Source organism: Chitinasiproducens palmae (genome assembly GCF_900095735.1).
Lineage (GTDB): Bacteria > Pseudomonadota > Gammaproteobacteria > Burkholderiales > Burkholderiaceae > Chitinasiproducens > Chitinasiproducens palmae.
The window spans coordinates 309,349-329,635 of record NZ_FNLO01000006.1; the positions used below are offsets into that span (position 1 = coordinate 309,349).

The following is a 20,287-nucleotide window of genomic DNA, read 5'->3' on the forward strand; positions in this document are numbered from 1 at the left end:
GATGCCTTCCCGCCCGACACTTGCACAATTGGCCGACGCGTTGGCGCGCGGCACGACCACCAGCCGCACGTTGACCGAAGCGGCGCTCGGCGCCATCGAAACGCATCGAAAGGCGGGCGGCGCGGCGTTCGTCCACGTCGATGCGTCCGCCGCGCTTGCGGCGGCCGACGCCAGCGATGCGGCGCGCCGCGCTGGCTATTGCCCATCGCCACTGGCCGGCATACCGGTCTCGGTAAAGGATCTGTTCGATGTGGCCGGCCAGGTAACGCGCGCCGGCGCCGTGGTCCTGCCTGACACGCCCGCGGCGACCGACGCCGAGGCGGTGGCGCGTCTGCGCCGCGCCGGCGCGGTCCTGATCGGCCGCACCAATATGAGCGAGTTCGCGTTTTCCGGACTTGGCGTCAATCCCCACTACGGCACACCGCGCTCGCCTTTCGACGAAGCACGCGTGGCGGGTGGTTCGACGTCGGGCGGCGGGCTCAGCGTGGCGCTGGGCATGGCGTCGGCGGCGCTAGGCACCGACACGGGCGGTTCGCTGCGGATCCCCGCCGCCTTCTGCGGCATCGTCGGTTTCAAGCCCAGCGCGGATCGGGTGTCCAGCCGTGGCGCGATTCCGCTCTCGACGACCCTGGACTCGATCGGCGCCCTGGCGCCGTCGGTCGCGTGCTGTGCGACGCTCGATGCCGTGCTGTCCGGCCAGACGCTCGATACGGCGCCGCTGCCGGTCGCGGGACTCCGTCTGTTCGTCACGCGCGATTACGTGTGCGACGGGATCGACGACGCGGTTGGCGCCGCGTTCGAGGCGGCGCTGTCGCGCTTGAGCGCCGCCGGTGCACGCATCGTCGAATTCGATTTTCCGGAGTTGCGGACACTGCCCGAGGTCAACGCGAAGGGCGGTTTCACCGCCGCGGAAAGCTGGTACTGGCATCGCGATCTGCTGCGCAGTCGAGGCGGCGAGTACGACCCGATCGTCGCGCGCCGGATTGCCCGTGGCGAGGCGATCAGCGCCGCCGACTATCTCGAACTGCTCGATGCCCGCGCGCATCTGCAGGCGCGCGCGGCGGAAAAGCTGCGTGGCAGCGACGCGTGGCTGATGCCGAGCGTGGCGATCCGCGCACCGCGCCTCGACGAGCTCGCCGATGCGGACGACTTTCTCCGGATCAACGGTCTCGTGCTGCGCAACACGACGGTGCTCAACTTCCTCGACGGCGCTGCGTGCTCGGTGCCGTGCGCGGCGGGCATCGGCTTGTCCGTGGGCGGACTGTACGGCAGCGATGCGAAGGTGCTTTCGGTTGCGGCCGGCGTCGAACGCGCGCTGGCCGACGCCGCCCATTGAAGGTGTTTTACCGACCGATGCACTGGGTGTGCGTCGGTCGTTTTCCATACAACGGCTCACCGGATAATCTGCATAACTGAACATGAAAGCCGACCTGAACCTAGATCCGGGCCTGAACAGCCCGACCGGCGGTGCGGAGATTTCGCCGCACGTCCGGACCGAAGCCTATCGAAAGGCGACCTGGCGACTCATTCCTTTCCTGGTGTTCCTGTTTGTGCTGGCCTGGATCGATCGCGTCAACGTCGGTTTCGCCAAGCTGCAGATGTTGCAGGACCTGCAGTTCAGCGAGGCGGTGTACGGTTTCGGCGCGGGCATCTTCTTCATCGGCTACTTCCTCTTCGAGTTGCCGAGCAACCTGTTGCTGGAAAAAATCGGGGCCCGCAAGACCCTCGCGCGCATCACGATCCTGTGGGGCCTGGCATCGATGGCGATGATCTTCGTCAAGACGCCGATGCAGTTCTATGTGCTGCGCTTCGTGCTGGGCGTGTTCGAAGCGGGCTTCTTCCCCGGCGTCGTGCTGTATCTGACGTACTGGTTTCCGTCCGCGCGTCGCGCCAAGATCAATGGTCTGTTCATGACCTCGTTCGCCATCGCCGGTGTGGTTGGCGGGCCGATCGCCGGCTTGATCATGGACGTGATGTCGAACGTCGAGGGCCTGGCAAACTGGCAGTGGCTGTTCCTGGTGGAAGGCATTCCGTCGGTGCTCGCTGGCATTGCGGTATTGCTCTACCTACCGGAAAAGCCGGCCGTGGCGCGCTGGCTGGCGCCGCTCGAACGGGAAGCGATCGAAACCGAACTGCGCGCGGACAATGCGACCCCGGGCCGCCATGCCACGCTGCGTGAAGCGATCGGCAATCCCCGGCTGTGGATCTGCACCGCGACCTACTTCTGCATCGTGAGCGGCAATGCGACGATCGCCTTCTGGACGCCGTCGATCATTCGCGAGTTGGGCGTGAAGAGCAATCTGTGGATCGGGATGCTCGCCGCGATTCCGTTCATCGCCGGCACCATCGCGATGATCGCCAACGGGGCGCATTCGGACAAAACTGGCGAGCGCCGCATGCATTGTGCGTATGCCGCTGTAATCGCTGCGATCGGCATCAGCCTCACGGGCGCGCTGCTGGCGCAACCGACGCTCGCACTGATCGCGTTGACCGTCGGCGCGATGGGCATCCTGTCCGCCTTCCCGGTGTTCTGGTCGCTGCCGGCCGCTTTCCTGTCGGGCACGGCGGCGGCAGGCGGCATCGCTATCATCAATTCGGTGGGGAATCTCGCCGGCTTCGCGGCGCCGTACGCCATCGGCTGGCTGAAGACCACCACCGGCCTGCTGTCCTCCGGCCTGTACTTCGTCGGCGTGCTCGAGTTCGGCGCGGCGGTACTGATCGTACTGTTCATTCGCGACAAGCGTCTCGGCGCCTGAGCCCCGCGCGAACGGCCGATGCCGGCGTCAAGGTGGGCGTCGGCGTCGATACCGAGGTCGACGCTGACGACGGATCCGTGTCCTTCCCCTGCCTCGCGTGCGCGACCCCTCGACCCCTATCACGCGCGCGAACTTCGATGCACCCCCCCGGCCGTGTCCGCCATGGTCCGCCGTGCCGATCGCAAGGCGCGCCGCCCCCTTCCCGAATTACATCCACGCAGTCCCGCGCAGTGGACGGCCGGCACGCGCCGTCGTGATGCTTCCGCCGGGCGCGGGTATCATGTCGATCTCGTGTCGATTGTTTACCGCCGGCGACAGGACCAGCCCGGCGCGGCGAGCGGTTCGGGCCGCGACCACGCTCATCGGGGAAACCCGATCTTCATCTGAGCGGAATCCCCACTTCACCGAAAAGAAATTGTTCGCCACGCTGTGCTTGACCGACACTGAGGCTTCGCTGGCCGCGCATCACAAGGCGCGGTCGGCGACCGCGGCATCAACGAGACAGGAACAGGGCGAATGACTTCAGGTGGGCCAGGCACGGCCGCGAGTGCGGCGTCATCCCGTATCAGCGATATCCCGCGTCGGTGGGCATCGGCGACGCCAGACGGCGTCGCAGTGCGTGAAGAGGGTGAAGCCGTCACCTTCGGGCAGTTGTGGCACAACATCGAAGCTGCCATCGCGTTCCTGCAGGGGCGAGGCGTCGGTCTTGGCGACCGCGTGATGATCGTCACCGAGAATTGCACTGCGTCGATCACGCTCCTGTTTGCCCTTTCGGAGATCGGCGCCTGGCCGGCCGTGGTCAACGCGCGGTTGTCGGAGCGTGAAATCGAGAGCATCCGTGCCCATTGCAGACCGCGGCTGATGATCTTCACGCATTCGGTTTCGCCGGATGCCGTCAGGCACGGTGTGAACTATCGCGCGCGGGAAATCACGCCGCCAGGGCTGGGACCGCTGATGGAAGCCGCGCTTGATGCGGAGAGCCCCCGCGAGCCGGAGGCGCTGGCGCGGCAGGTTGCGCTGCTGATCTATACCTCGGGCACGACCGGACAGCCGAAGGGCGTGATGGCGACGCATCGCGGGCTCATGCACTTCGCTCGCGTGTCGGCGCGATCCCGCGATCTCTCGCCGCGCGACTGCAGTTATGCGGTGATGCCGATCTCACATATCTTCGGGCTGGCAACGGTCCTGCTGGGGACCTTCGAAGCCGGGGCCAGCCTGATGCTGTTCGCGCGCTTCAAGCCGGAGGACGTGCTGCACGGGTTGGCGGACGGCACCGTGACGATTCTGCAGGGTGTGCCGACCATGTTTGCGAGGATCCTTGCCTATCTGCGCGATCACCCCCAGCCGGTGCGCGCGCCCGCGCTGCGTTATGTCTACACCGGCGGCGGGCCGGTCGAAGCGACGTTGAAGCGTGAGGTCGAGGCGACCTTCGGCCAGCCGCTGCACCATGGCTATGGCATGACGGAATACGCCGGCTCGGTGTTCATTACCCGCATGGAGCGCCCGCGCAACGACGTCTCGTGCGGCGAGATCGTCGAGGGCGCCGAGTTGCGCGTAGTCGGCGCCGACGGCCGGGACGTGCCGACCGGCGAGCCGGGCGAGCTTTGGGTGCGCGGCCCGGGTGTGATGCACGGCTATTACCGTTCGCCCGAGCAGACTGCCGAGGCGCTGCGCGAGGGCGGCTGGCTGAACACGGGCGACATTGGCCGACTGGGATCGGACGGCGCTTTGTTCGTGGTCGGCCGTTCGAATGATCTGATCATCCGCTCCGGCTTCAATGTCTATCCGATCGAGGTCGAATCGGTGGTGAACAGCCACCCGGCGGTCAAGCAGTCGGCCGTGATCGGTCGGCGCACCGCGGACAACAACGAGGAAATCGTCGCCTTCGTCGAGGTCAGGCCGGGGCACCTGCTCGATGTCGCCGAATTGCAGGAATTCTTGAAACCCCGCCTGTCGGCGTTCAAGCGCCCGTCTCATGTACTGTTGCTGGACCGCATGCCGTTTAGCGCCAGCGGCAAGCTGCTCAAGCAGCGCCTGCGCGCGTTGGCCGACGAGGCGCTGGTCTCCTGACGCCGAGCCGACGGGCCACGGCCCCGCCGTCCCGACCGCTTGTTTCCGCACAGTCCGCCACACTGTCCGACGCCGGGTCGCTGAGCAGCCCGCGCCGCGCTTGGCCCGGCATCTCAGTCGATGCGGCCTTCGCCGTCCGCCACCAGCAGATCGACCAGCTTGCGCGCGAAGAGCGGCAGTGCCGCGAGGTCGGCGACCAGAATCTGCAGATTACGCACGGCCCAGTCGTCCTTCAGCGGCACGATACGCAGCGCCATCGTCTTGGCATGCCGTTGCGCGGTGGTCTCCGGCAGCACGCCGATGCCGATGTTCGCCTCGATCATCCGGCACGCCGTCTCGAAATTGCTGACCTGGATGCGCCACCGCATCGTGCGCTGTAGTTCGGCCGACGCCCGCTTCAGGAAGCCGTGGATGGCGCTCGCCTCTGGCGGGCCGATGAAGTCGTAGGCCAGTGTGTCGGCGAAGTCGACCTTCTTCTGTTCGGCGAGCGGGTGGCTGAGTCCGGTCGCCAAGACCAGCCGGTCGCGCCGGTACGGCATTACCTGCAGTCCTTCCGCGTGCACGTTGCCGGCGGCCAGTCCAATGTCCACGGTGCCTTCCTGCACGGCGCGCACCACGTCCCCACTCAGTCGTTCGTGCAGATCGATGTAGACGTCGGGGAAATTGACCAGATAGGTGCGCAGCACTGCCGGCAGGAATTCACTGGTCGACGTCGTGTTCGCGGCGATACGCACATGGCCTTTCACGCCGTTCGAGTATTCGTGAAGGTCGCCGGTCAGCTGTTCGAGCTGTTGCAGCACCCGGCGCGCGTGCAGCAGCAGCGTCTCGCCCGGCCCCGTCAGCGTGACCCCCTGGCTGGTGCGACTCAACAGCTTGACGCCGACCTGTTCTTCCAGATTTTTGATACGGGTGCTGGCCGCCGGCAGGGACAGGTGCGAGCGACGGGCGCCGCCGGTGAGGCTGCTCTGGTCCGCGATGTGGGTGAAGAGTCGTAGGTCGACTAGATCGAAGTGCATAAATCTCCGGGGCCGTCACGCAACGGCGCAGCACGGATGTTACACGCTGCGCGGCAACGCCTTCCATTATCGCTATCACGGGTTAATACCAGCCGAACGCGGGTTTCGGCATTCGCAAATTCTCCGTTCGCGCGCGATGCGTCAAGCTGTGTCACAGCAAAGCACATCGGAGACGGGAGCAATGGCAACACAGCAGATGATGGAAGGCAAGGTCGTCGTGGTGACCGGCGCGGGCGGCGGCATCGGTCGCGACATCGCTCTGCTGATGGCCGCCAGTGGCGCGCGCGTGGTGGTCAACGACGTGGGCGCGTCGCTCGGCGGCGAGGGCCACAGCGCAGGTCCGGCGCAGAAGGTCGTCGAGGAAATCGCCGCGCTGGGCGCGCAGGCGGTCGCGAACACGGACAGCGTGGCCGATGCGACAGGCGCGCGTCGCATCGTACAGACCGCGCTGGACAGTTTCGGACGGATCGACTGCGTGGTCAACAATGCCGGCATCCTGCGCGACCGCTTCTTCCACAAGATGAGCGACGAGGAGTGGGACGCGGTGTTGAAGGTGCACCTGTACGGCAGCTACAACGTCTCGCGTGCCGCCGCCGAACATTTCAAGACGCAGGGCTCCGGCGCCTACGTCCACATGACCTCGACCTCCGGCCTGATCGGCAACCTCGCGCAAGCCAATTACAGTGCCGCCAAGCTTGGCATCGCCGGGCTCTCGAAGTCCATTGCGTTGGACCTGGCGCGGGCCGGCGTGCGCTCGAACTGCATCGCGCCGTTCGCGTGGAGCCGGATGATCAGTTCGATCAAGGTCGACTCCGACGAGCAGGCCGCGCGCGTCGAGAAGATCAAACAGATGACGCCCGCCAAGATCGCGCCGCTCGCGGTGTACCTGGCCAGTGATGCGGCGAGCGACGTCAACGGCCAGATCTTCGCGGTGCGCAACAACGAGCTCTTCCTGATCAGTCAGCCGCGGCCGGTCCGCTCGGTGCATCGCGGCGAAGGTTGGACGCCGGAGTCGATTGCCGAGCATGGCATGCCGGCGCTAAAGGGTTCGTTCCATCCGCTGGAAGTGTCGGCCGACGTGTTCAGTTGGGATCCGGTCTGATGCGCGAGGCGCGAACGCTCGATCCGGACGCGACGGACGCGGTCGCAAAGTTCGTGCGACCCGGCGACGTGGTGGCCTGGGGGCAGTGCGGCGCCGAACCGCTCGCGCTGACGCGTGCACTGATCGCGCAGCGCCACGCGGTGGGCGGACGCTTCGGTGTATTCGTCGGCGCCCAATGGTCGGACACGCTGCGTCCCGAACATGCCGACGCGATCGACATCGTGTCGTACACGGCCGCGGGCAGCAACCGCGCGCTGGCCGAGGCGGGCGTCTTGTCGATCCTGCCGGTTCACTACTCCTGTTTCGAGCGAGCGGTACGCGTCGACGTGCTGCTGCTTCAGGTTGCGCCGCCCGACGCGGCAGGCCGCTACAGCCTGTCCGTCGCGCACGAATACCTGGTGCCGTATCTCGACACGGCGCGTGTCGTGATTGCCGAAGTGAATGCACTCGCACCGTGGACCCATGGCTCGGTCGTGCTGCGCGAGCACGACTTCGATGCGCTGGTCCACACCGAGCGCGCTCCGTTGACGCTGCCTCGGGCGGCACCGAGCGACACCGACCGACGCATCGCAGCACACGTCGCGGGGCTGATCGAGGACGGCGCCACGCTTCAGTTCGGCATGGGCGCCTTGCCGGAAGCCGTGCTTGCCGCGCTCGGCGATCGGCGCGATCTGGGCCTGCACAGCGGCACCTTCGGCGACGAGGCGGCCGACCTGATGGAGCGCGGCGTGATCACCAACGCGCGCAAATCGATCGACGTCGGCGTGAGCGTCAGCGGCGTGATGATGGGCGGCGAGCGCGCCTATCGCTTCGCACATCGCAATCCGCAGGTGCAGTTCCGCGCAACGGCCTATACGCACGACATTGACGTGCTGGGCCGTATCGACCGTCTGGTGGCGATCAACTCCGCGCTGGAAGTGGACCTGACCGGGCAGATCAACGCGGAGAGCGTGGCCGGCCGTTACCTCGGCGCGGTAGGGGGCGGCATCGACTTCATGCGCGGCGCGGCGCGCTCCCGTGGCGGCGTTGCGGTCATCGCGCTCGCGTCGCGCGGGCGTGCCGGCAGTCGCATCGTGGCGCGGCTGAACGGACCGGTCACGACGCCGCGCAGCGACGCCGGCGTCATCGTCACCGAACATGGCGTGGCCGACCTGCGTGGCTTGACGCTGCGGCAGCGCGTCAGGCGGATGATCGACATTGCCGCGCCGGAGCTGCGCGACGACCTTGCCGCCGACAGCCAGGCACTGCGCCTGCACTAGATGCGAGACGGAGATTGAGATGAGACGAGCAGCAATCGTAGCGCCGGTGCGCACCCCGGTTGGCACCTTCGGCGGCAGCTTGCGGCCGGTTCCGGTCGAGGTCCTGGCAGCCACTGTCATTCAGGCAACACTGGCGCGCAGCGGTGCGGATCCCGAGCGGATCGAGGATGTGGTGTTCGCGCAGTCCTATGCCAACAGCGAGACGCCGTGCGTCGGTCGCTGGGCGGCGCTGCAGGCCGGCCTGCCGGTGCACGTGCCCGGCATGCAGCTCGACCGACGCTGCGGCGGGGGGCTGCAGGCGGTGGTGACCGCCGCGATGATGGTGCAAAGCGGCGCGGCCGACGTCGTGGTCGCAGGCGGCGTCGAGAGCATGAGCAATATCGAGTACTACAGCACGGACATGCGCTGGGGCGCCCGTGCCGGCTCCGTACGCCTGCACGATCGACTCGAACGCGGGCGGGAGCGTTCGCAGCCCGAGGCGCGCTTCGGCTACATCTCCGGCATGATCGAGACCGCCGAGAATCTGGCCCGCGACTATCACATTACGCGGCAAGAGGCGGATGAATATGCGGCTCGCAGCCATCGGCGCGCGGCGGCGGCGTGGGATGCCGGCAAGTTCGCGGAGGAGGTCGTGCCGGTCAGCGTGCCGCAACGCAAGGGAGACCCGATCCTCTTCGCCCGCGACGAAGGCATCCGTGCGGACGCGACGCCAGCCTCGCTGGCGAAACTGCGCGCCTTGAGCAAGGACGGCACCGTCACGGCGGGCAACGCCAGCCAGCAGAACGACGCCGCCGCCGCGTGCCTGATCGTCGCCGAGGACCGGCTCGAAGCGCTCGGACTCGAGCCGATGGGCTATCTCGTGGGCTGGGCCGCGAGCGGTTGCGATCCCGCCACGATGGGGATCGGCCCCGTGCCGGCCGTACAGAAACTGCTGGGCCGCCTGGGCCTCTCGTTCGAGGATCTCGACCTGGTGGAACTGAACGAGGCCTTCGCATGCCAGGTTCTGGCGGTCCTCAAGGGGTGGGGCTGGCGCGACGACGAGCGGCTCAACGTCAACGGCTCGGGCATTTCTCTCGGGCATCCGATCGGCGCGACCGGCGTGCGCATGCTGACCACCTTGCTGCACGAACTGAAGCGCCGCAACGGCCGCTATGGCTTGGAGACGATGTGCATCGGCGGAGGGCAGGGCATCGCCGCCGTCTTCGAACGGGCCTGAGTGCGCGCGCGGCGCGATGCAGCGTGCGATGTGACGTCCGAGGCGGCGCGCGCGCCAGCAGGCAGCGGCGACGCTGCGCGCCCGGCCCGAACTGGAATTGAGAGAAAGCGATGAGCGAACTGCTGATTGAAAACGACGCGGGCATCGTGACGCTTACGATGAACCGCCCGGAAGCGAAAAACGCGCTGAACCTGCCGATGCGCGCCGCGTTGCGCGACGCGGTGCAGGCGATTCGGCATGATCGGAGCGTGCGCGCGGTGGTCTTGAAGGGCGCTGGCAAAGACTTCAGCGCGGGTGGCGACGTGCGCGGCATGAACGTGGAGGACGCCGAGGCGGGGCGCAATCGTCTCGACGATCTGCACGGCTGGATCGCGCAGCTCGTCGATCTCGACCGGCCGGTGATTGCAGCAGTCGACGGCGTCGCCTACGGCGCGGGCTTCAGCCTCGCGCTGGCCGCCGACTTCGTCATTGCAACCGACCGTGCCCGCTTCTGCATGCCGTTCATGAAAGTCGGCCTGGTGCCGGACTGCGCGGCGTTCTACACGTTGCCACGGGTGGTCGGCCTCGCACGGGCAAAGGAGCTGATCTTCACGGCGCAGGAGATCGACGCGCAGCGCGCGCAATCGCTGGGCATCGTATTGGACGTGGTGCCGGCCGAGCAACTGGCGGCGCGGACCGCCGCCGTCGCGGGTGCGCTCGCCGGCGCTTCGTCGGCGGCCTTCGGCCTGTCGAAGCGGGCGTTGAACCTGTCGCTCGGCAGCGACCTGCGCACCATGCTCGAGCTCGAAGCGGCGACCCAGGGCGTGGCGTTCTCCACGGCGTTCCATCGCGAGGCGGTGCAGCGCTTCCGCGACAAGGCAGCGCCTCTTTTCCAATGGCCCGCGGCATGACGATCGACTATCAAACACTGAAGAATTGGCCGTTCCCGCCGCTCGAACACCGCTATACGGCGCGCGACGCAGTGCTGTACAGCCTGGGACTCGGCTACGGGACCGACCCGCTCGATCCACGCGACCTGCCCTTCGTCTACGACAGCGATGCGAAGGACCTGCGCGTGTCGCCGACTTTCGCGAACGTGCTCGGCTATCCGGGTTTCTGGGCCAAGCATCCGGGTACCGGCATCGATTGGGTCAAGCTGCTGCATGGCGAACAAACCTTGCGCCTGCATCACCCCCTGCCGCGCGAGGCGACCGTGATCGGGCAATCGCGCGTGGCGAAGATCGTCGACAAGGGGCCCGGCAAGGGCGCGCTGGTCCTGATCGAGCGCACCATCACCGACAAGGCAAGCGGGGTGTTGCTCGCGACCGTCGAGCAGTTGAACTTCTGTCGCGGCGATGGCGGTTACAGCGCGAGCGGCCAGCCGAGCGACGAGCCGATTCCGACGCCGCCGCCGTTGCCCGAGCGGGCGCCGGATGACGTCTGCGATCTCGTCACCCGACCGGAAAGCGCACTGATCTACCGGCTCTCGGGCGACGACAATCCGATCCACGTCGATCCGGAAGCGGCGCGCAACGCCGGTTTCGAGCGCCCGATCCTGCACGGACTGGCGACCTACGGCGTGGCCGGGCGCGCGGTGGTCCGTGTGGCTTGCGACAACCGTCCGGAGCGGCTGGCAATGCTGTACACGCGCTTCAGCGCGCCGGTGTATCCCGGCGAAACGATCCGTACCGAGATGTGGCGTGATGGCGGCACCGTCTGGTTCCGGTCGCGCGCACTGGAACGCGACGTGATGGTGCTGAACAACGGTCGCGCCGAATTGCGCTGACCCTCACCAGGAGCCCGATATGGCGCGTCAACCTCGCCCGCTGGTCCGCTCGGACATCGCGTACAGCACGCCCACGCACGTCACGGTGCGCGGCAAGGACCTGGTGCGCGACGTCCTGGGTCAGATGAATCTGGGCGACTTCGCATTCCTGCAGCTCACCGGCCGGACCGCCTCGCCACGGCAAGCAGCGGTATTCAACGCGCTGTTGATCACCCTGGTGGAGCACGGCATGACGCCGAGCGCGATCGCCGCGCGCATGACGTACGCCGGCGCGCCGGAGTCCTTGCAGGCGGCTGTCGCGGCAGGGCTGTGCGGACTCGGATCGGTATTCGTCGGCAGCATGGAGGGCGCCGCGAGGATGTTGCACGAAGCGCTGTTAGGCCAGCCCGACGAGGTAGACCTCGAGCGCGTGGCCCATGACACGGTCGCCGCGCTGCGCGAGCGCGGCGCGGCGATCGCCGGCCTCGGCCATCCGCTGCACAAGCCGGTCGATCCGCGCGCGCAACGGTTGTTCGAGATCGCTGCGGAAAACGGCATGTCCGGCCGCTACGTCGCGTTGATGCAGGGCATTGCGCGCGAAGCGGAGCGGGCCACCGGCAAGGCCCTGCCGATCAACGCGACCGGTGCGATCGGCGCGATCTGTTGCGAATTCGGTTTTCCGTGGCACATGGTCCGCGGCTTCGGCGTAATGGCCCGCGCCATCGGCCTGGTCGGCCACCTGATGGAGGAGGCCGAACGTCCGATGGCGGTCGAAATCTGGCAGCGCGTGGAAGACGAAGCGTCGCGGCATCTGCGCGAGGCATGAGCGCAGGCGTTGGCGTCGGCGTTCCGCGTGGCAGGGTAGCGGAGGCGGCGAGGGAAGGAGGGCAGCAGCAAGGCAGCACGACGTGAAGGCAGGGCTGTGGACGGGCGGCATGGCGTGCAGTGGAGCAGGGGCACTGCCGACCGGATCGAAAAACGACACCAAGAATCGCACGCGATGATCGTGCGATCGACATGATCAGCAGGAGACACGACACCATGCGACCCATCCGGCAAGCGTCCCTCGCGGCACGGCTTGCAAACATCCCAACCGGCTTGCGAGCCGCATCCAGCGCGGCGAGACGGCGCGCGCTGGCCTGCGCCGTTGCGGCTGGCCTGACGCTGGCAACCGGCGCGGCGCATGCCGACGACGGCACGCTGACGATCGGCGCGCTGCTGCCGATGAGCGGCCCGAACGCGGAATACGGTCAGACTTTCGGATCCGGGGCGGACCTGTCGATCGCGCACGTCAACGACGATCACATCCTGTCGAAGAAGCTCGTGCTGCGGTACGAGGACAGCCAGGCGCTGCCGATGCAAGGCGTGCTGGGGATGAACAAGCTCGTCAATGTGTACGAGACACCGCTGGTGCTGACCGGCTTCACCGGCGTGTCCAAGGCGGTCGCGCCGATCGCCCGGCGCAGTCGCACCGTGGCGGTCAACGGCGGCGGCGTCGGTCCGGACCTCGCGCAGCTGGGGCCGTATTTCTGGAACGTGATTCCGCTCGCGAACGCGGAAGTGCGGGCGATCATTCCGTACCTGATCAACGAACGCAAGCTCAAGCGCTTCGTCCTGATCTACGTCGACGATCCGCTCGGGCAGTCGATCAACCAGGAACTGGCGCAGGACCTGCCGCCCGCTGGCGGCACGCTTGCCGCGTCGTTCGCCGTCCCGGCCGGTTCGCAACAGTTCGGCGGCGTGGTGGCGCGGGTGCGCGATGCGCGCCCCGACCTCATCTTCATCGCGTCCTATGGCGCGCAGCAATCCCAGATCGTCAAGCAATTGCGCGACAACGGCGTGATGCAGCAGATTGCCAGCTATTCGGCGTTCAGCATCCCGGCGATCAACGCGCTGCCTGAGGCCAAGGGCGCCCTCTACACCACGCAGCGCTTCGACTGGGACGCGCCGGACCGACTCACACAGCGCTTCGTTGCCGACTACAAGCAGCGGTACGGACGCAAGCCCACCGCGTACGCGGCGAACTATTACAACGCGGTACGCCTGTTCGCGATCCTCGCGGCTTCGCTCGAACACGACGGCAAACCGGTGACCGGGCAAAACCTGCTCGCGGCACGGCAACGCCTGCAACACTTCGATCTCGTCGGCGGCAGCGTTTCGTTCGACGCCAACGGTACGGTGCGCGCGCCGATTCAAGTCAACCAGATCGACGGCGCCGGCGGCACTGTCGTCTCCACCATCCGCTGACGGGGGCACCATGCTGTTCGTCCAATTGCTGCTCAATGGCGTCGCGCTCGGCGCCCTGTATGCGCTCACCGCTGGCGGCTTCTCGCTGATCTTCGGCGCGACGCGGATCTTCCACTTCGCACACGGCGCCGCCTTCATGATCGCCGGCTATGGCTTCTATGAGCTGTACGACCGACTGCACTGGCCGTGGTACGCCGCGGCGCTGCTCGCCGCGCTGGTCACGGTCGTCTTCGGCGTGTTGCTCGATCGCCTGGTCTACACGCCGATCAAGCGGCACGAGAACTCGTTCTTCACGTTGTTCGCCGGTGCCTTCGGGGTCGGCATCATCGTGCAGAACCTGATCGCGTTCTTCTTCGGACGCGGCTTCGTCGCGATTTCGACGCCGCTGTCGAAGGGCGTGAAACTGTTGGAAGGGGTATACGTCGCCCCGCTCGCGGGCTTGTCCGTCGTCGTCGCGCTGCTGGCTTTCGGTGGCCTGAGCCTGTTTCTGTCACGCAGCCGCACCGGCATTGCGTTGCGCGCGCTTGCCGACAGCCCGGAACTGGTGCGCGCTTACGGCATGTCGCCGCAACGCCTGTCGCAAGTCGCGTTCGCATTGGGTTCGCTGATGGTCGTGCCCGCCGCGATCCTGAGCGGCGCAAGTGCCGGTCTCAATCCGGCTGTGGGCAGCCACGTCATGCTGATCAGCCTGGCCGCCACCATCGTTGGCGGTGTCGGCAGCCTGCGCGGCGCGGCCTGCGCCGGGCTGCTGCTCGGGCTGGCCGAGAGCCTGGCGCTCCTCTGGTTCAGTCCGCAGTGGAGCGAGGCCGTGGTGTTCGTCGTGCTGTTCCTGTTCATCCTGTTTCGTCCTTCCGGCTTTTTCGGCCGTGTCTGGGTCCACTGAGCGAGGTCCACCATGCTTGCCTATCTACAGAACCTGGCCGTGCTGATCTGCGTGAACGCCATCCTTGCGATGACGCTCAACTTCCTGATGGGCTACGCCGGCATCTTTTCGCTGGCGCATGCCACCTTCTTTGGCGTCGGCGCGTACACGGTCGCGTTCGTCGCCATGCATGTCAGCCCATCGCTTTTCGTCTGCACCTTTGCCGCAATGGCCCTGGCCGCAGCACTGTCACTCGCCCTTGCGCTGCCGGCGCTACGGGTGCGCGGCGAGTATTTCGTCGCGGCCTCGCTCGGGCTGCAAATGTTGGCGGTTACCGTATTTTCCGAGTGGCGGAGCGTCACCGGGGGACTGGGCGGGATCACCAACATACCGCCGGTCGAGTTTTTCGGCGTGCCGATCGAGTCGGCGAACGGTTTCTTCGCGCTGGCGCTCGGTTTTCTGGTGGCGGTCGCGCTGGTCATCGCGCTGTTGGTCCGCTCGTCCACCGGGCGCAACCTGCAGGCCATCCGCGACAGCGAGTCCGCTGCGCTGGCGCTCGGCAAGAACGTCGCGGCGATCAAGACGCTGTCGGTGGTCGTGTCGGCGGCGCTCGCCGCGACGGCGGGCGTGGTGTACACCTTCTATCTCAGCTTCATCAACGTCGAGGGCTTCACGCTCGACCTGTCGGTGTTGTTGATGGCGATGGTGATCATCGGTGGCACCGGCTCGCTGGTGGGGCCCATCGTCGGCGCCGCGTTGCTGATGCTGTTGCCGGCCGGCTTGAGCTTCATCCCCGGCCTGCCGCAGGCCGAAGTTGGACTGATCCAGCAGATCGTCTACGGCTTGGTGATGGTCCTGCTGATGATCTACCGGCCGGGCGGCATCGCCGGCCAACGCAAGCGCCGCGTCGCGACCACGGAGACCGCGCAATGACCGCCTTTCCCGCATCCGCACCGGCCGCCGCAGCGACCCCGCAGGCCGGACCCGCCGCCGACGGCGACGCCGCGCCGCAAGCGGCCCGCGCGCCATTGCTCGCAGTGCGCCAGCTGGGCAAACGCTTCGGCGGACTGCAGGCGGTTTCCGACGTGACACTCGAACTGCATGCCGGCATCGTCACGACGCTGATCGGACCGAACGGCGCCGGCAAGACCACGCTGTTCAATCTGATCACCGGGCACCTGACACCCACGTCGGGCGATGTCCTGTACGAAGGAAAGTCGATCGCCGGCCAATCGCCATGGCGGATCGCGCGCAGCGGCGTCGGACGCACGTTTCAGGATCTGCGGCTGTTCTCCCGCATGAGTGTCGAGGAAAACGTGCTGACGGCGATGGAGCACAGTGCGTGGCTCTGGCAGCCCGGCGGCCGGGCGGCGCGGCGGACCCGCGCGGAGCGCGTCGCGCAGATCCTTGAGATGACGCACCTGAGCGCGCTGGCGGATGCGCGCGCGATCGACCTGGCATACGCGGAACGCAAGTTCCTCAGCATTGCGCGACTGATCGCCAGCGACGCGCGTATCTGGTTGCTCGACGAGCCGGCCTCGGGGCTGGACCCGCGTTCCTACGACCGATTCGTCGGGCTGCTTCGCTCGCAGGTCGCGCAGGGTGTCACGGTCTGCATCATCGAGCACAACCTCGACGTCGTCTCGAACGTTTCCGACCGCGTCGCTTTTCTCGATCAAGGCCGCCTGCTTGCCGAAGGCACGCCTCGCGAGGTGCTGGACGATCCGCGCCTCGCATCGATCTATTTCGGAGAAACCGCATGAGCGAACCCATCCTGCAGGCGCGTTCGCTGAAAGCCGGCTACGGCGGTCGCGCGGTCCTCAACGGCATCGACGTGAGCTTGCGCGAGAACGAGGTGCTGTGCCTGCTCGGGCACAACGGCGCGGGCAAATCCACGCTGATCAAATCGCTGTTCGGTCTGATGGCGCCGAGCGCGGGCGAAGTATGGGTGGATGGGCGCAAGCGCACGCAAGCCAGCGTGCGGGCCGCCACCGATGCCGGCATCGCGCTGGTCCCTGAGGGGCGCGGCGTGTTTCCCAGCCTGACGGTCGCCGAAGTGCTGAAGCTGGGGCTGTGGTCGGCCAAGGTGCCGGCCGCGGAACATGCCGCGCGGCTGGACTGGGTGACGACCGTGCTGCCAGCGATCAAGAAGTTCTATGCGCAGCGCAGCGGCTCGCTGTCCGGTGGCCAGCAGCAGATGGTGTCGATCGGCCGTGCGCTGCTGTCGCGTCCCCGCTGCCTGTTGATGGACGAGCCGTCGATCGGGCTGGCGCCGAAGCTCTTCCAGGATCTGCTTGGACCGATCCGCCAGCTGCAACAGGACACGCGCATGGCGATCCTGCTTGTCGAGCAGAACGTGCGGGAGGCACTCAAGGTCAGCGACCGGGTCGTGGTGATGAAGTCCGGGATGTTGATTCGAGAGGCGTTGCCGGCCGATCTCGATACCAATGCAAAATTGATGGAGCTCTACTGATGACGGCGCTGCTCACGCTGAATGGTCTCCTCGACGCGCATCTTGATGCACATCCGACACGCACGGCACTGATCGACGGTGAACGACCGGTCAGCTACGCGGAATTCGACGAGCTTGCCGAACAGGCGTCGGGCTGGTTGGTTTCCCAGGGCATCCAAGCCGGGGATCGCGTGGCGATCTGGCTGGTCAACCGGATCGAGTGGCTGGCCCTGTTGTTCGGCGCCGCGCGGCTTGGCGCCACCGTGGTGGCGGTCAATACGCGCTATCGCTCGCTGGAGGTAGGTCACATCCTGTCGAAGTCGCGGGCAAGGATGTTGATCTTGCAGCCGCGCTTCAGGAAGATCGAGTTCCTGTCGGAACTGCAGAACGTGCCGGAGGCGAGCCTCGCCGCACTGGAACGCGTGGCCGTCATCGACGCCGGGTACGACGCATTCGGCAAGACAGCGGCCAACACAGCCGGCAATACAGACCGCAATGCTGGCGTCGCGAGCGAAGTGGCGGCCGCGGGCTCCGGCGCCGCCGATCGGATACCGGCCACCGTGCACGGCAAGCCGGTGGTCTCGCTCGATCTGACGCGGTTCGCCACGGACCGTGGCGCGCGCGCGCCGGTTTCCCCGGACGCGCCGCTGATTCTCTTCACGACTTCGGGCACGACCAAGGCGCCGAAGCTGGTCGTGCATCCGCAGCACACTGTGGCGGGGCATAGCCGTCGGGCGGCGCGTGCCTATGGCTTCGATCAGCCGGACGCGGTGATGCTGGCCGCCTTGCCGTTCTGCGGCGTGTTCGGCCTCAACGGTGCATTGGCCGCGTTCGCCGGCGCTGCGCCGGTCGTGCTGCTCGACACGTTCGACGGTCCCGAGGCGGCTCGCCTGATGCAACGGCATCGGGTCACGCACACCTTCGGCAGCGACGAGATGTATCGGCGCCTGGCCGAAGCCGCGCCAGGCGACGCCCCGTTTCCATCGGCGCGGGTGCTCGGCTTCGCGGCCTTCCAGCCTGGTGTATCGGATCTTGCCAGCCGCCTGGCGAGTCGCGGCATGCACTTGACCGGGCTGTACGGCTCGAGCGAGGTCCAGGCGCTGTTCTCGTTGCAGCGGCTCGATGCGCCGCTCGATGCGCGTATCGAAGGGGGCGGTTATCCGGCGGCGGCCGCGGCCCGGGTGCGAATCCGGGATATCGAGACCGGCGCATTGCTCGGTCCGGGACAGAGCGGTGAGATCGAGATCGCCGCACCGGGCAACTTCGTAGGCTACTTCGACGATCCGGAGGCAAGCGCCGAGGCGCTCAGCGACGACGGCTTTTTCCGCACGGGCGACATCGGCCGGCTGCGCGAGGATGGCAGTTTCGTGTACGAGACGCGCAAGGGCGACGCGATCCGGCTGGCGGGCTTCCTGGTGAGTCCCGTCGAAATCGAGGACCGCATCAAGGCGCTGGAAGGGGTCGCGGATGCGCAGGTGGTCAGCGTCGAACTGGATGGCCAACCTCGACCCGTGGCCTTCGTGATTCCGGCACCGGGCGCCGCCATCGATGCGGCCCGCCTGACCGAAGCGCTACGCCCGACGATGGCGGCGTTCAAGGTGCCGGTCCGCGTCTGGACGGTCGACGCGTTCCCGGTGACGGAGAGTTCCAACGGCGTGAAGATTCAGCGCACCCGCCTGCGCGCGATGGCGCTCGAACGGCTTGCCGCCGAACAAGCCGTCGCCACCCACTGACAGCAAACGAGACTGCCTGCAGGACACGAACCATGACGACATCTCTGTATTTCGAGGATTTTTCGGTAGGGCAATCGTTCGAGAGCGGTGGCCGCACCATCACCGAGGCGGATCTGACCTTCTTCTCGATGCTCTCGGGAGACTGGAACCCGATCCATGCCGATGCCGAATTCGCGCGCGCCACGCGCTACCAGCAGCGGGTCGTGCACGGCACGCTCGGCATCGCGGTCGCCACCGGCATGCTGCATCAGCTCGGTATCTTCCATGACAGCGCGGTCGCGATGATGTCGCTGAACGAATGGAAGTTCGTCGCGCCGCTGTTTGTGGGTGACACGATTCGCCTGCGCCTGGAAATCACCGCGCTGGACGCCGGCAGCAGTCAACGCGTCGGCAAGCTGGGTCGCCGTTTCGTCCTGCTGAATCAGAACGACGTGATCGTGCAGGACGGACACAGCGATCTGCTGATCCGCAAGCGGGGTGCGGCGTGATGGACAACGGTCGCTTTCGGAAACTCACGGTGCCGGTCCTGTCCGCACCGATGTTCCTGGTGTCGAAGCCCGACCTCGTGGTCGCGCAGTGCCAGGCCGGCGTGATCGGCAGCTTCCCGGCGCTCAACGCCCGGCCGCAGGAACAGCTCGATGCCTGGCTGACCGAGATCGAAACTCGACTGGCGGGCTGCCCGCAGCCATTCGCGGTCAACCTGATCGTGCATCCGAGCAATGCCCGTCTAGACGCGGACCTGGAGGTCATCGTCGCGCACCGCGTACCGATCGTGATCACGTCTTTGCATGCGCCGGATCGCGTCGTGGCTCGCGTACACGAGTACGGCGGCCTGGTGTTCCATGACGTGACGACGGTGCACCACGCGCGAAAGGCTGCGGCCGCCGGCGTCGACGGTCTGATCCTGGTTTGCGCGGGCGCCGGTGGCCATGGCGGGACGCTCAATCCGTTCGCGTTTCGCGCCGAAGTGCGGCGCTTCTTCGATGGCCTGCTGGTGCTCGCGGGTGCGATCACCGACGGCGCGGCCGTTTTCGCCGCGCGCGCACTCGGTTGCGAGCTGGCGTATGTGGGCACTCGCTTCATCGCCACCGAAGAAGCTGGCGCGACCGATGCACACAAGCAAATGGTGGTGGCCGCCACGTCGCGCGATATCGTCTATACGCCGTTCTTCTCGGGCGTGCCGGCGAACTACCTGAAGGAAAGCATTCGTGCCGCCGGGCTGGATCCGGACGCGTTGCCGGCAGCCGGTGCGAAGGTCGATTACAGCAAGGGGGAAACGCGGCCGAAGGCGTGGAGCGAGGTCTGGGGCGCCGGACAGGGCGTGGGCAATATCGACGCAGTGTTGTCGGTTCGGACCGTTGTCGACCGACTGCTCGAAGAATATCGCGCCGCGGCACAGCGGGTCTCGTCGCCGGACTGAGTCGCGGCTTTGGCTCGACGGCGGCGACGGCGCGCCGCCCAACCTATGCGGCGGGGCCGCGCCGCCCAAGGTCCACGGCGCGCCGCGTGCGCAATGCGCGAGCGTGCGACCGCTCGCGCAGCGATGTCAGAGCGCCGCGACCAGTTCCGGCACGAGGGCGAACAGGTCGCCGGCCAGGCCGTAGTCGGCCACGCCGAAGATCGGCGCCTCCGGATCCTTGTTGATCGCCACGATCACCTTGCTGTCCTTCATGCCCGCCAGATGCTGGATCGCCCCGGAAATGCCCACCGCGATGTACAGCCCCGGCGCCACGATCTTGCCCGTCTGCCCCACCTGGTAGTCGTTCGGCACGAAGCCCGCGTCCACCGCCGCGCGCGAGGCGCCCAGCGCCGCGCCCAGCTTGTCGGCCA

The 20,287-nt window shown here is 67.0% G+C and carries 19 protein-coding genes; 17 read left to right on the forward strand and 2 right to left on the reverse strand.

Annotation, left to right across the window (positions count from 1 at the left end):
* Nucleotide 1: 1 nt before the first annotated feature.
* The 3 genes from BLU54_RS12250 (at nucleotide 2) to BLU54_RS12260 (ending at nucleotide 4,826) form a co-directional block, all read left to right on the forward strand.
* Nucleotides 2-1,336, forward strand: coding sequence for an amidase (locus BLU54_RS12250; protein WP_091908485.1), 1,335 nt, complete (start codon nucleotides 2-4; stop codon nucleotides 1,334-1,336).
* 82 nt (nucleotides 1,337-1,418) lie between these two features.
* Nucleotides 1,419-2,756, forward strand: coding sequence for an MFS transporter (locus BLU54_RS12255; protein WP_091908488.1), 1,338 nt, complete (start codon nucleotides 1,419-1,421; stop codon nucleotides 2,754-2,756).
* 516 nt (nucleotides 2,757-3,272) lie between these two features.
* Nucleotides 3,273-4,826, forward strand: a complete 1,554-nt coding sequence (locus tag BLU54_RS12260) for a class I adenylate-forming enzyme family protein (RefSeq protein WP_091908490.1) — start codon at nucleotides 3,273-3,275, stop codon at nucleotides 4,824-4,826.
* 113 nt (nucleotides 4,827-4,939) lie between these two features.
* On the opposite strand, the gene BLU54_RS12265 is transcribed toward BLU54_RS12260, so the two are convergent.
* Nucleotides 4,940-5,842, reverse strand: a complete 903-nt coding sequence (locus tag BLU54_RS12265; protein ID WP_091908492.1) for a LysR family transcriptional regulator — start codon at nucleotides 5,840-5,842, stop codon at nucleotides 4,940-4,942.
* Between the two features lie 196 nt (nucleotides 5,843-6,038).
* On the opposite strand from BLU54_RS12265, the gene BLU54_RS12270 reads away from it, so the two are divergent.
* The 14 genes from BLU54_RS12270 to BLU54_RS12335 all read left to right on the forward strand — a co-directional run bounded on the left by BLU54_RS12270 (nucleotide 6,039) and on the right by BLU54_RS12335 (nucleotide 19,877).
* Nucleotides 6,039-6,944 carry an SDR family NAD(P)-dependent oxidoreductase gene (locus BLU54_RS12270; RefSeq protein ID WP_091908595.1) on the forward strand — a complete coding sequence of 302 codons (906 nt, stop codon included), beginning with the start codon at nucleotides 6,039-6,041 and terminating at the stop codon, nucleotides 6,942-6,944.
* Nucleotides 6,944-8,203, forward strand: coding sequence for an acetyl-CoA hydrolase/transferase family protein (locus BLU54_RS12275; protein WP_091908494.1), 1,260 nt, complete (start codon nucleotides 6,944-6,946; stop codon nucleotides 8,201-8,203). Before BLU54_RS12270 ends, BLU54_RS12275 begins: the two co-directional genes overlap by 1 nt.
* Before the next feature lie 19 nt (nucleotides 8,204-8,222).
* Nucleotides 8,223-9,419: an acetyl-CoA C-acetyltransferase gene (locus BLU54_RS12280; RefSeq protein ID WP_091908496.1), complete on the forward strand. Its 1,197-nt coding sequence runs from the start codon at nucleotides 8,223-8,225 to the stop codon at nucleotides 9,417-9,419.
* A 110-nt stretch (nucleotides 9,420-9,529) separates the two neighbouring features.
* Nucleotides 9,530-10,309: an enoyl-CoA hydratase/isomerase family protein gene (locus BLU54_RS12285; protein WP_091908498.1), complete on the forward strand. Its 780-nt coding sequence runs from the start codon at nucleotides 9,530-9,532 to the stop codon at nucleotides 10,307-10,309.
* Nucleotides 10,306-11,184, forward strand: a complete 879-nt coding sequence (locus tag BLU54_RS12290; RefSeq protein WP_091908598.1) for a MaoC/PaaZ C-terminal domain-containing protein — start codon at nucleotides 10,306-10,308, stop codon at nucleotides 11,182-11,184. The genes BLU54_RS12285 and BLU54_RS12290 overlap by 4 nt, the downstream gene beginning before the upstream one ends.
* Before the next feature lie 19 nt (nucleotides 11,185-11,203).
* Nucleotides 11,204-11,989: a citryl-CoA lyase gene (locus BLU54_RS12295; RefSeq protein ID WP_091908500.1), complete on the forward strand. Its 786-nt coding sequence runs from the start codon at nucleotides 11,204-11,206 to the stop codon at nucleotides 11,987-11,989.
* Between the two features lie 215 nt (nucleotides 11,990-12,204).
* The gene (locus BLU54_RS12300; protein WP_091908502.1) at nucleotides 12,205-13,410 is read left to right on the forward strand and encodes an ABC transporter substrate-binding protein; all 1,206 of its coding nucleotides are present in this window, start codon (nucleotides 12,205-12,207) and stop codon (nucleotides 13,408-13,410) included.
* A 10-nt stretch (nucleotides 13,411-13,420) separates the two neighbouring features.
* Complete coding sequence (locus BLU54_RS12305; RefSeq protein ID WP_091908504.1) at nucleotides 13,421-14,293, forward strand: branched-chain amino acid ABC transporter permease; 873 nt, start codon at nucleotides 13,421-13,423, stop codon at nucleotides 14,291-14,293.
* Between the two features lie 12 nt (nucleotides 14,294-14,305).
* A complete protein-coding gene (locus BLU54_RS12310; protein WP_091908508.1) occupies nucleotides 14,306-15,205 on the forward strand; it encodes a branched-chain amino acid ABC transporter permease in 900 nt (299 codons plus the stop codon).
* A complete protein-coding gene (locus BLU54_RS12315; RefSeq protein ID WP_091908510.1) occupies nucleotides 15,202-16,035 on the forward strand; it encodes an ABC transporter ATP-binding protein in 834 nt (277 codons plus the stop codon). Before BLU54_RS12310 ends, BLU54_RS12315 begins: the two co-directional genes overlap by 4 nt.
* The gene (locus BLU54_RS12320; protein WP_091908512.1) at nucleotides 16,032-16,745 is read left to right on the forward strand and encodes an ABC transporter ATP-binding protein; all 714 of its coding nucleotides are present in this window, start codon (nucleotides 16,032-16,034) and stop codon (nucleotides 16,743-16,745) included. The genes BLU54_RS12315 and BLU54_RS12320 overlap by 4 nt, the downstream gene beginning before the upstream one ends.
* Complete coding sequence (locus BLU54_RS12325) at nucleotides 16,745-18,457, forward strand: AMP-binding protein (RefSeq protein ID WP_091908514.1); 1,713 nt, start codon at nucleotides 16,745-16,747, stop codon at nucleotides 18,455-18,457. Before BLU54_RS12320 ends, BLU54_RS12325 begins: the two co-directional genes overlap by 1 nt.
* Nucleotides 18,458-18,489: 32 nt before the next feature.
* The gene (locus BLU54_RS12330) at nucleotides 18,490-18,945 is read left to right on the forward strand and encodes a MaoC/PaaZ C-terminal domain-containing protein (RefSeq protein WP_091908517.1); all 456 of its coding nucleotides are present in this window, start codon (nucleotides 18,490-18,492) and stop codon (nucleotides 18,943-18,945) included.
* Complete coding sequence (locus BLU54_RS12335; protein ID WP_091908519.1) at nucleotides 18,945-19,877, forward strand: NAD(P)H-dependent flavin oxidoreductase; 933 nt, start codon at nucleotides 18,945-18,947, stop codon at nucleotides 19,875-19,877. The genes BLU54_RS12330 and BLU54_RS12335 overlap by 1 nt, the downstream gene beginning before the upstream one ends.
* A 126-nt stretch (nucleotides 19,878-20,003) precedes the next feature.
* Here BLU54_RS12335 and BLU54_RS12340 read toward each other — a convergent pair.
* Nucleotides 20,004-20,287: FAD-binding protein (locus BLU54_RS12340; RefSeq protein WP_211435344.1), on the reverse strand; the 284-nt coding region annotated here is incomplete at its 5' end.